At 54.3% G+C, this 11,680-nt stretch carries 6 protein-coding genes; 3 read left to right on the forward strand and 3 right to left on the reverse strand.

Annotation, left to right across the window (positions count from 1 at the left end; translation table 11 throughout):
- Positions 1 to 138: 138 nt before the first annotated feature.
- The 3 genes from K239x_RS04180 to rlmKL form a co-directional block, all read right to left on the reverse strand.
- A complete protein-coding gene (locus K239x_RS04180; protein ID WP_145416395.1) occupies positions 139 to 2,994 on the reverse strand; it encodes a M56 family metallopeptidase in 2,856 nt (951 codons plus the stop codon).
- A complete protein-coding gene (locus K239x_RS04185) occupies positions 2,991 to 3,380 on the reverse strand; it encodes a BlaI/MecI/CopY family transcriptional regulator (RefSeq protein WP_419189652.1) in 390 nt (129 codons plus the stop codon). The genes K239x_RS04180 and K239x_RS04185 overlap by 4 nt, the downstream gene beginning before the upstream one ends.
- Positions 3,381 to 3,497: 117 nt before the next feature.
- Positions 3,498 to 5,765 (reverse strand): bifunctional 23S rRNA (guanine(2069)-N(7))-methyltransferase RlmK/23S rRNA (guanine(2445)-N(2))-methyltransferase RlmL, encoded by a 2,268-nt coding sequence (gene rlmKL / locus K239x_RS04190; RefSeq protein WP_145416397.1) that lies wholly within the window; start codon positions 5,763 to 5,765, stop codon positions 3,498 to 3,500.
- A gap of 283 nt (positions 5,766 to 6,048) precedes the next feature.
- On the opposite strand from rlmKL, the gene K239x_RS28245 reads away from it, so the two are divergent.
- The 3 genes from K239x_RS28245 (at position 6,049) to K239x_RS04200 (ending at position 11,558) form a co-directional block, all read left to right on the forward strand.
- Positions 6,049 to 6,300, forward strand: a complete 252-nt coding sequence (locus K239x_RS28245) for a hypothetical protein (RefSeq protein WP_419189653.1) — start codon at positions 6,049 to 6,051, stop codon at positions 6,298 to 6,300.
- A gap of 69 nt (positions 6,301 to 6,369) precedes the next feature.
- A complete protein-coding gene (locus tag K239x_RS04195) occupies positions 6,370 to 7,392 on the forward strand; it encodes a hypothetical protein (protein WP_419189654.1) in 1,023 nt (340 codons plus the stop codon).
- Between the two features lie 260 nt (positions 7,393 to 7,652).
- On the forward strand, positions 7,653 to 11,558 hold the full coding sequence (locus tag K239x_RS04200) for a DUF4347 domain-containing protein (RefSeq protein ID WP_145416398.1): 3,906 nt from the start codon (positions 7,653 to 7,655) through the stop codon (positions 11,556 to 11,558).
- The last annotated feature ends 122 nt before the right edge of the window (positions 11,559 to 11,680 follow it).

The raw sequence follows: 11,680 nt of genomic DNA on the forward strand, positions 1-11,680 counted from the left end.
ACGGGCCGTTTTCGCTTGAATCAGGCGTTTTTGCGGTCTGAGCGTCTGTCCCAAGGGACCGCACTGGCGGAAATCGGGGAATCAATCGCCATTTGATCAAGTCTTCGCGTCCCTTTAATTGGGGTTCAGGGTGCTTTGTTATGGCAGTTCTAGCAGCATGTCAGTTGGCAGATTTCTTAGGACGTTCAAAGGCGTGAACGATTCGTTGGTTGGGATATTGTCCGAATGTTCGCTATCGCCCGAAACGTTGTTCCCGATCGACCAGCCATAGTCTTTGGAAATCCTTGACTCGGAGTGAATCAAATTCCAATTGCGTGCTTGCTCCGTGAATCGACCGTGAGCGTCCGTCGTGGCGGTGAGAGATCGTCTACTGGTCCCGTTGTGAAACGCAATTGTTTTTCCCGCGACTGGTTTTCCCTGGCGGTCCCGGACCAATCCGCTGACGACTTGTTTGGGCGTGAAATAGAACGTCGGCAGTGTGAAGTCGGCACCGTCGGGAATCTCAATCATGGGCATGCGCGGATAGTCGTAGTCTTTGTAAAACGAGCGATCCGAACCCATTGATGTGACCTGCCGGATCGCTTTGCCCGGAGCGACGTAAAGCTCGAACCGGCCATCAGCATCCGTTTTTGTGGTTGAGCCGTTTAGAGGACTGCGCAAGCAATTCAAAAAGACCCGAGCCCCCGCAACCGGTTGCTTCGAATCACTCGTCAGCACTTCGCCGCGCACTTTGACGGCGGGCACTGTGGAAATGGTGAGCTGCAGTTCTTCGTTTTCCTTGACCGTCATCATCCGATCGGCCACTGGGTGCATCGGTAGTTTATTATCCCAGTACATTATGCAGTGGATTTTCTGTGCAGCAAACGCGTGGATATGAAATTCACCTTTGTCGTTGAGTTCGACTTTGGCCATCCCTTTTCCACCGCCATCAAAATGAACGCCGCGAATGAAAACCGTTTGACCCGCGATCTGATCAGGATGATCGTAGACAACGTTGCCGCGAATCGAACCGACTGGAGACAACCGAAGCTCCTGGCTGGTTTTGCGCACATAAAATTTCTGTTGTCCAAACTTATCAGACTGCACGATGACGTGGTCAAAATGCGTTTGTTGAAAGCTGGTCAGGGTCGCTTCGCCGTTGTGATTGGTGCGTACCGAAAGTGACTCAACCCATGATGCGGGGATCGGCGCTGAGAACATCGACTTCCCTTCGATCATCTCGCCACGAGGGCCTTGCTGCATTCGTAAGACATCCATCGACTCCGGGTAAACCATTGCTCCTGCTACAGGCAGGCCCTCTGGGCTTAACACACGTACGGCTACTTTGTCGCCTTTGGGCAGTCTAATGTCGGCATTGGCAATCGAAGTTGAGTCTCCGAACACGGGAGACATTGCAATCGATTGGTTTGAATCTTGCCCGCCGGAGATCCATGTCATGAAATACTCAAACGAAGTGTCTTGGCTAGGGTAAGTGATTGAGAATTCGCCGAGACGATTGGCGGTCTCTTGGATTGATCTGGTTTTACCGTTGTCGAACCAGTTGTGAAGGATTCTGGCTCCTGCGATGGTTTCGCCTTGTTCATTCAAGACGCGACCACTGAGCGTTTTCTCTTTGGGCGCCTGGCTAACCGTTTCAACCACAGGTTTAGGGTTTGCAGCCGGGACTTCCAGCGTTTCGACAGGCGATTTACCGTCTGGTGTCGATGGCAACGGTTGGTTTTTCGGCGTCTGAGGAGCGAGTTCTGCCGATTGTGGAGGAGTTGATTGTGTAGGCTCCGTGTCTTGAATGGTTGCGTCGGGATTTTCAGGCGATGATGTGACCGGCGGATCGGCGGCACGTACAACACTGAGGGCAATACACGAGCAGAGCGTGACCGCGATCGCTAGCATCGTGAAGTTGCGACTGAGCGGCTGGCGGTTTTGCTGGGGATTCATGACGCTGCGAATTCGATTTTCGATGGGTTTTCGATTGGCCATGGCAACACCGACGCACTGCCGTGGGACCGGACAGTAGGTGGCGACCGCATGCAGAAGCCCGTGGGCGTATTGGTGCGGGGCAAACCCGCCACGAAGCACCAAGTCGTCGCAGGCTTGTTCGCGATTTACTGCGCACTGATGGACGACAATCCAGTGCAAAGGGTGAAACCAGAAAAATGCTCGCGACAATTCAGCGATCAAATGCCAGAGAGGGTCACGGCGTGATAGGTGTCCCAGTTCGTGCAACACGATTGCATCGCGTGCGTTTGAATCAAGCTGCATGGCCGATTGCGGAAGCACGATTCGCTTCTTCCAGATTCCCACTGCCATCGGCATGATCTCGCGTTCCACCAAGGCGACTGTTGCGCCTTGGTCTTCTAATTGACGACTCGCCGATTTCGTCAAGATACGTGCACAATCGCCAGGGCTTAAATGTGTTGGTCGCAGCGAGAAAAGCCAGGTTGCCGATCCGATCAAACGCAGCAGACATGTTGCGACGCCCAGTAGCCAAAGGATGATCAACGTCGTTTTCCAATTCACGTTTGCAGTTCGTCGTGTTGGCTCCAGTTGTGTGGCGGTCAGCAGGGATCCAGATTTTGCCTGCACGTTCGCGTTCGAGTTTGCAGGCACAGGGATTTTGAACGACGCTTTGAAATCGTTGGCCAATGTCTCGCGGTGAAAATCGACGTCGGCTGTGACATCGTCGTGTGCGATCGGCTGCGGATTTCCGCTGAATACGCGTAGGGTTTCGGCCTTGCCAGAGGCCATCAAGACACGCGGAACGGGCGCGATCGTCCATGGTTGCAGTGTCAAAAGCAACACTGGCAACGTCAGCAAGCCGATCTGCCCGGTCGTATACCACGCATGTTTCATCGTTGCGCTACGGTGTCGTAGTAGCCAGCCGACGACGAAAATCAGCATCATCAGGATCGTGCCGCATAGTGTGAATTCGATGATCCACATTGCCCATGCACTTGTCGCGTCGCCAACGGTTTCGTTGTTGAGTGTCCACTTCATGACTGTGTCTCCTCATCGCGCAGGCGGTTGATCAGTGACTCCAGATGTTCGACATCGTCCTCGGTTAGTTTGCTACCTGGTCGATCCAAATGAGTCGCCAACGCGGATCCGATGGAGCCTTCGAAGAACGTTTCCAAGACATCACGTAGGGCTTTGACGCCTGCGACCGACTTGGATTGTTTGGCCAGATACACAAATTCGCGGCCAGACTTTTCGCGTTTTAAGTGGCCTTTTTCGGTCAAGATTGCCAGCATCCGGCGGACTGCCATCGGAGTCGGGCTGCCATCAAGCCGCTCGCAGATCTCGTGTACGGTTGCTTTCTTGAGCGAAAAGATAATCGACATGATCTGCCGCTCTCGTCGCGACAGCGTCGCCAAGTTAGTCATCGTGCGTCCCCGTGAAGGCCGTGCAAAACAGAAAACCATTACCGCTAAGAATTTAGCGGCAAGGGTTTCGTCAGTGCAAGAGGTAAACGCTAAGAAATGAGCGCAAAGGTTTTGCGGCTATTTCACAATCCGCCAGCAACGGTGGATGCGTTTATTGCGAAAATCCTCGGGGACGGTCTGCTTGCTGATCTCGTGGATTTGGGTGGCGGGGACCGATTCGGGGGCGAATTTGAAACGCCTGAAGTTGTTGGAAAAGAACACGATTCCGCCTTTGCGTACCAATGGCATCAGCTGATTGAGCAACGGAACACAATCGGTTTGGACGTTCCAGTCTTCTTCGGTTCGCTTGCTGTTGGAAAACGTTGGCGGATCCAGCAAAACGACATCGTACATTTCGCCCGGCTGGTGTTCGCCGATGAACTGCGTGACGTCGGCGGCGATGTAGCGATGTTCTTCACCCACGAAACCATTCAGTTTCATATTTCGTTGTGCCCAAGCCAGATAGTTTTTGGACAAGTCGACGGTGGTCGTTCGGCGGGCGCCCCCGGCGGCGGCATAGACGCTGAATGATCCCGTGTAAGCGAATAGATTCAAGAAGCTCTTCTTTTCACTCGCATCACGAACCATCTGCCGGGTGACGCGATGATCCAAAAAGAAACCGGTGTCGACATAGTCGCTTGGATTGATCAGAAATTTTAAGCCACCTTCGTTGATGATGTACTCGGTGCGTTGTTGGTCGACTTTTTCGTGTTGCGTCGATCCCCGTTGCCGCGCGCGTGTTTTCATGTACACGTTTTCTTGAGGGATCTCCAAGGTCTCGCCAGCTGTCTTTGCCATCAGTTCCAGCCAACTGGCGTGCTGCGACGGGTCGCGTTCGTGCGGCCGTTCGTATTCGGTGATATGTAAGTAGTTTTCGTAGCGATCGACCACCAGCGGGATTTCTGGCACGTCGCGTTCGTAAAGCCGAAAGCAAGTGATGCCACGCTTTGTGGGCCACTTGCGCAGGTGACGGGCTCGGTTGGTAAGTCTGGCTTTGAACAGGTCCGCTTGATGGAGAGCTTTGTCGTCCAAGTGGCCAAACGCGGCCGAGCCGACGGCGTGCACATAAGGCTTGGCTTTTGGTTTGACCGCGACTTTTACGTTTGCTTCGTTTTCGTCTGAGTCGTCAGTGGCTTTGACCGTCGATTCGACTAGCGGTTTGGGGCCGTGGAACTGGTAGTACGTGCATTCGATGCGGCCGTTGTAAAGTTTGCGACGGCGATCGGCTTGGCGGCCCATCGTTTTTTCGAACATCGGGTAGGCGGTCAAAAAGTAGTGTGACCACGTTGGCAAGTGACGCAGGACTTCGGGAATGCTGCGGTAGAGTTCGTCTAATTCCCAATCACGGTTTTCTTGTCCGGTGTAGACATTGCGGCCACTGATACGTCGACCGTAAGGCGGGTTGGTGATCAAGCATCCAAAGCGTCGTTTGCTGGTGACGTTCTCCATCGAAGCGTCTTGGAAATGAATGTCGTCGGCGACACCAGCACGCGCCGCATTGTCACGAGCAGCGCGTAGCACGCGGTAGTCGACGTCGCTGCCGATGATGCGTTCTTCGAGTGCAGGCAGTTCGGCGCTCTTGGCTGCTTCGCGCGCCGATTGCCAGATCTCGTCAGGAAACGACGGCCAGGATTCCGCGGCAAAATCACGGATCAAACCCGGAGCCATATTGCGACCGATCCGAGCGGCTTCGATCGGAATGGTTCCACTACCACAGAACGGGTCGATGAGCGGTTTGCCAGCACGCCAAAAACTGAGCAACACCATCGCCGCCGCGAGGGTTTCCTTCAGCGGTGCGGCGGAGATGTCCGTTCGATAACCGCGGCGATGAAGACTGCGGCCGGTCGTGTCCATCGTCAGCGTGGCGGTGTCTTTCAACAGCGCGATGTCGATCTTTTGTTCCGCACCGGTTTCGGGAAGTGTCGTGGTGTTGTGATCTCGCTGCAGCGCGTCAACGATCGCGCGTTTGACAGTTCGCTGGACGGCGGGCACGCTGGTCAGCTGCGATTTGACACTGCGGCCGGTGACCGGAAACGCAGCGTCGGCGGGCAGGATCTCGCTCCAGTTCAGTTCTTTGATCGTGTCAAAGAGGGCATCGAAATCGGGTGCGGGAAACTCGGCAATGCGGATCAGCACGCGGTCGGCTGTGCGTAGCCAGAGATTGGCGAGGCAGATCGTTTCATGGTCGCCACGAAAGTGAACGCGGCCGGATTCGCCGATCGTAGCTTCGATATTCAGAGCGGCTAGCTCACGCTTGACGACGGCTTCCAGCCCAAAGGCACAAGCGGCTATGAGATCGAATTTGGGAAGATCGGATTGGGGGGTGGGCACGAAGAGTTTTGGCATGATGGGGGTGGATGGTCCTCCGTGAGGTTAGCAAAAGCGAGACAAATACCGTAGTCCCGCGGTGCTGCGATTTCGCTTTGCACTGCGTTTGGGGGCTGCCGGGGGCAACTGGCGAAGAAGCTGTGAGTCCTGCGAGGTGGTTCGTCGGTTGCTGGGCTGGTTGCTGGGCTGTTTGCTGGCAGAATCGAATCGGCGCTGCCCTGAAGGCTTGGTTTTTGTAGTCTTGGCACCACCTGAGCGGCAATTCGCTTTCTTTTAACCAACCAACTTTGGAATCTACAGCGTGTTTTTTAAACCAAAGCCCAACTTGAGCGACGGCGAAAAGGCGCGCATCGAGTTTCATTTGCAGACCATCGCCGAAGCCATCGGCGCCGAACGGTTGACGCTTCCTGTGCTCGATCGCGAAGCGTTTTTGAGCAAATCGACGCCGCAAGAGATCATTCAGTTGGCCGGCGAACATTTGTCGTACGACGTCAATGCGATTCAGGTCACACCTGTCTTGCAGCAAGCCGGCCAGTGTGGCGGCGGCGGCTGAGGGGGCGGATCTTGCGAAGGTCCCGGCGGTCTGCCGGGCACATACGATGCACGAAGTCGCAGCATTAACTTGGAGGGCGATCTCCAAAGTGACCCGCAGTTGGTCGCGGCTGCTCTGGTCAATGGCGTGGTGAACGACCTGCTCTACCAAAGTCAGTTTGAACTTCCGCACTATCCCGAGTGGGTGGACTTGGCAGTCATTGCGACGGGACTGGGGACTTTGCGAAGCGGCATCGCGTTCGTCAAGAAGACTGGTCTGCATTGGGATTCGACCCAGTGGGGAGCGGCACCGCGACCGTTTCTGAATATCCCTTCGCTGGCATACGCCAACGCGATGGCTGCTTGGGTGCGAAGTGATTCGGCACCGTCATGGGCAAGCGATCTAAATAGCGAAATCAAACGTCCGATGCGGGTGGCACTGAAGTATCTGAACAAAACAAAGGATTCGTTTTTTCAAATATCGACCGCGTCGCAGGCAATCACGTCGATCGACCAAACCGATTGGTGGAAACGTTCTCGCAATGCTATGCCGTCGACCCAGGTGATCGCATTGGGGCGATTGATCGGCGACGCTGACCTGCCGAGCGACCAAGAGTCATCCCTCGTGCAGTCGTTGCGCAGCAACAACCGTGCGATTGTGTTGCACTCGATCGCGGCGGCCGAACGGATGCGAGTCGATTCCGACGTTGTTGCGGACGAACTACGTTCGTTGGTCAATGATCGCGACGACGAAGTGCGAGCCAAATCACTGTGCGCCGTGACTTCGTTGGGCAAACTAGACGATTCAACGATCCAGTCGACTGACGAGATGCTGGATAGTCATTTTAAGCACAACGTGTTCGCGGCCATCTACGCGCTGAGCACTTTGGATTCGATTCCCGAGTTCATTATGCCATCGGTACAACGTGCCTTTATGCGGGCCTTGAAATCTTGTGACTACGAGTTCGTCGGTTTGTTTGCGGCGGCGTACAACCATTGGTTTGATGACCCCCGTTCGCGGGTCGAAACCTTCTTGCAGGATTCACCTGAGCTGATGCCAATTGCGATCGACGCGATCGAAGGTGCTCCCAAAGAGACCGTCGCGATCGGATAATGGATTCGTGGCGACATACGATCCCGCCAGGCTTTGGCGGGATCTCTTGGCCAAATCGGGGACATGCTGAACATTCGCTGCCGTTAACTTCAGTGTCAAGCGAGGCGAATATGGACTTAACGCGGTGATATTCGCCGTAAAATCGTGGTTAGATCAATTTGCTGCTGCGGACCGCCTTCTTTTTTGAACGCGTGAATCGAACCCGATTACACTTCTACGCACGAAAATTGCCAAGTCAATCGCACGTAGAGAGGTCCGAAATGTTGAGTTCACGTCGGAGTGGATTAAAAGTTGCCAAATCACACGAGCAGTCAAATCGACGCCGCCGTGACCTGAGACGCCGTGATTTAAATTGGAGCCTAGCTTCTCTGGAACAGCGGATCATGTTGGCGGCCGATTGTGGTGCAGTGGCTTGTGAAGTGGCATCCCATTCCACTGGCCAGCAGAGTGCGACCGGTCAGAGCGTGGCCAGCCAAGCGGATGCGACGCCACAAGCCACGACGTCCGCGTCCCAGGTTGTCTTCATCGACGCAGCCGTTGACGACATCGATCATTTGGTTGCCGGGCTGAATGACGGGCACGAGCTAATTCTGCTGGGCGCAGACCAAAGTGGGCTCAGCCAGATCACCGACGCATTGTCTCAGCGGACCAACGTCAGCAGTGTTCACATCATCGCTCACGGCCAGTCCGGGCAAATCCAACTTGGCAATGGTGTCGTCGATCAAAGTGTCGTTCAGCAGCACGCCGGTCAAATCCAAAGCTGGTCCCGGGCGTTGACGTCCGATGCGGACATCTTGATTTACGGTTGTGAAACGGCCGCCGATGCGAGCGGTTTGGGGTTGATCCAGCAGATCGCTCAGCTCAGCGGAGCCGATGTTGCTGCGTCGACGGACAAGACCGGCGCTGCTAGCGACGGTGCTGACTGGGATTTGGAACGTCAAGTCGGATCCATTGAAGCGGGTTTGGCATTTGATTTTGCAACACGCAATTCCTATCAGTCCGTGATGCCGATCACGATTCGCGCGGCCGGCCAGACGGGCCAAGAGCAAATGTTGCTGCAGATCGATGGTGCAACGGTTGCCACGTTCAACAACGTTGGTGGTGATGCGTCGAATCGAAATTTTCAAACGTTCACCTACGGCGTTGACGGAGTCAGTGCGGATGATGTCCGTGTCCTGTTTACCAACGACGCCTACGATCCGGCCAACGGAATCGACCGCAATTTGATCGTCGACAGCATCAATATCGATGGCGTCACTTTCGAAACGGAAGCCGACAACGTGTTCTCCAGTGGCGTATGGGTTTCGGATGTTGGATTCGTCGATGGATTCCAAAACAGTGAAACTCTGGCGGGCAATGGGTACTTTCAGTATGCCAGTGGCGATACGCCGCCTCAGGAAGGGGCTTTCGCGATCATCAATGAAATTCACTACAACCCAGGGCCCGATGGCGTGGTGGATGGGGATGCGGAGTTCATTGAACTGTACAACCCTGGCGATCAGGACTTTGATCTCTCGGGGGTCTCGTTCACTGGTTTTGACCTGACGTTTGCCGAAGGAACGACTCTGGCGGCAGGACAATATGCGATCGTCGCTCCGTCGATATCGCTGGCACAGTCCACTTGGGGCGTCACCCCGATCGCCGAGTTTGCTGATGGTGGCATTTCCGGTGGAGGCGAGACCATTCAGTTGATCGCAGCCGACGGTGTCACGGTGATCGATGAAGTGACTTACACGGATGACGCGCCTTGGCCGGGGGCACCTGACGGAAACGGACCTTCGTTGGAACTGGTCAATCCATCCTTCGACAATAATGATTCCAGTAGCTGGCGTGCGTCAAATACCGATCCTACGCCAGCGGCGCAAAATTCGGTCTTTAGCGACGGCGTGATTTCCGATGTGACGAACATCACGTTGACGCCCGGAAAGCCGCAGCCCAATCAAGCATTCACGATTTCGGTGACGATCCCTGATGCATCGTTTGCAACGCTAACTTTCAAGGTCATGTTTGGCGAAGACCAGACAGTTCAGATGACGAACTCGGGTGGTGATGTTTGGCAAGCCACGGTTCCAGGCCAAGAAGCGGGAACTCTGGTTCGCTACCGAATCGATTCGGATGTAGCGACCGCTCCGTTTGAAGGCGACACCATTAATTATCTGGGCGTCGTCGTTGACGATCCGGATCTGGCAAACAACTCCTTGCCCGTATTTCAGTGGTTTGTCGATCCCGCTCAGTTCGATGAATTGATGACGGATCTGTTTGAAACGAATACCAAAATCCCAACCGTGATCGCGTTTGGTGATCAAGTGATTGACAATGCTGAGGTGCGTATTCGTGGTAGTGCTTCGCGGTTCTTTGACAAGAAAGGATTCAAGATTGAACTGCCCAAAGGTTACGAGCTAGATCTGGGCGATAACGCAACGCAGCCCGTCGACGAGTTCGGATTGGTGGCGGACTTCGCCGATTGGTCCGTCACGAGCGCTCAGATCTCGTGGGAGATTTTCAATGCAGAAACGGAGTCGCAAACGTCCACGTTCTTTACACGCGTCGAACAAAATGGTGATTTCTACGGCAACTACCGTTTCCAAGAGTTGTACGACGGCACTTGGCGTGATGCGAATGGATTTGGAGATGAAGGAGCCGAGTTCTATCAAGCCGAAGATGGCGCCTTCCAAAGCAACAATGGCTTTGACAAGAAAGAGCCGGGCGATGAAGACCTTACCAACATCAATGCTCTGCGTGAGATCGTAAATTCGGAGTCGTCAGCGGAAAAAACGCAGTGGGTCTACGACAACGTGGATATCCCTGCGACGATCAACCATATGGCCCTCGGTTCGCTGATGAGGCACTACGATCAGTCGGCGCACAACTTTTACGTTGGCCGCGATGCTGATACGGGACGCTGGTCACTCGTTGAATGGGACTTGGATTTGACGTGGCGTGATTCTTATGATTTCGGCGGCGGGCTTCCGCTGACCACTCCCGAAGCGATCGGCAATGCGTTCTTGGATTCCGTTTGGGAAATCCCAGAAATACAAGACATGTATTGGCAGCGACTGCAAACACTGGTTGATACGTATCTGTCGACCGATTACCTGATCAATCGCCGCGCCGAATTGGTGGCCGAAATCGGTGAAACCAACTCCGATTTGGAATTGGAAGCCTGGGGACGCGACAATATTTTTCGGTCGGACTACTTCGTCAACGATTGGCAACAAAACATTGATCTGAGACGCAGTGTTTTTGCTGAAGAATCACGCTTGCCGGGCAATTCGGTTGATGCTCCCAGCATTGTCATCAACGAATTGCACTACAACCCGGCCGGTGATGACGCAGAGTTCTTGGAGCTCTACAACGCTTCGAGCCAAGCTGTAGATCTGTCGGGCTGGAGTATCGACGGAGTCGATCTAGCGATCGCACCTGGGACAGTGATCCTGGCGGGTGACTTCATGGTCTTTACTGACAACGACGCTCAATTCCGTGCTCAAACCGAAGGCAATATTGTTGTCGGTCGCCAATACGATGGCGGACTCAGTGGCGGTGGCGAAGCGATCACATTGCTGGACGAAAATGCGAATGTGATCGACCAAGTTTCTTATGACGATTCAAGTCCTTGGCCGACGGAACCCGATGGCGATGGATTTACATTGGCCCTGCGGGATCCCAGTTTGGACAACAGTGATGCATCGAATTGGGCAGCCAGCCAACAGCTCGGTGGCACGCCGAACGCTAGCAATGGTTTGACATCCGAGACGACTCAAATCTCCATCTTTGCCACGGGAACGACCGCCAGTGAGATTATCGAACTCGAAATCGCGGGTGTGGTCGTTGCGACCTATGACTTGGGCGACAACGGCACGGTGATTGGAGACTACGCGGCTCGCAATTACATTGAACTGGTCTACCAGAGCGAAGGAGCGGTGGCGGCAGCGGACATTCGCGTGAATTTTGTCAATGATTTCTTTGATAGCGAAAACGGGATTGATTCCAATGTGCGAATCGACCGGATCGAAATCGATGGGGATGATTACCAGACCGAAGCACCCTCGGTTTTCTCCAGCGGCACTTGGTTGTCAGGCGTGGGAATTACACCTGGTTTTCGGCTGAGTGAAATTTTGCATGCAAACGGCTACTTCCAGTTTGATGCGATCCAGCCAATCGGTTAGTCGATTTGTTGCTAAGAATTGCGTGTTGATAGCAATTGCCGATGGGTTCGTCATTTCAAACGACCTATCGGCGAGTTGGCTCGTGAATCTAGGATGCGAAGGAACATTCTGCGTCGCAGAAC

Origin of the sequence: Stieleria marina, assembly GCA_007741555.1 — a bacterium.
GTDB lineage: Bacteria > Planctomycetota > Planctomycetia > Pirellulales > Pirellulaceae > K23-9.

Bases quoted from the DNA above. Each gene is read 5' to 3' on its own strand.
- K239x_RS04180 (WP_145416395.1), bottom strand. From the start codon at position 2,994: ATGAAGTGGACACTCAACAACGAAACCGTTGGCGACGCGACAAGTGCA.
- K239x_RS04185 (WP_419189652.1), bottom strand. From the start codon at position 3,380: ATGACTAACTTGGCGACGCTGTCGCGACGAGAGCGGCAGATCATGTCG.
- rlmKL (WP_145416397.1), bottom strand. From the start codon at position 5,765: ATGCCAAAACTCTTCGTGCCCACCCCCCAATCCGATCTTCCCAAATTC.
- K239x_RS04200 (WP_145416398.1), top strand. From the start codon at position 7,653: ATGTTGAGTTCACGTCGGAGTGGATTAAAAGTTGCCAAATCACACGAG.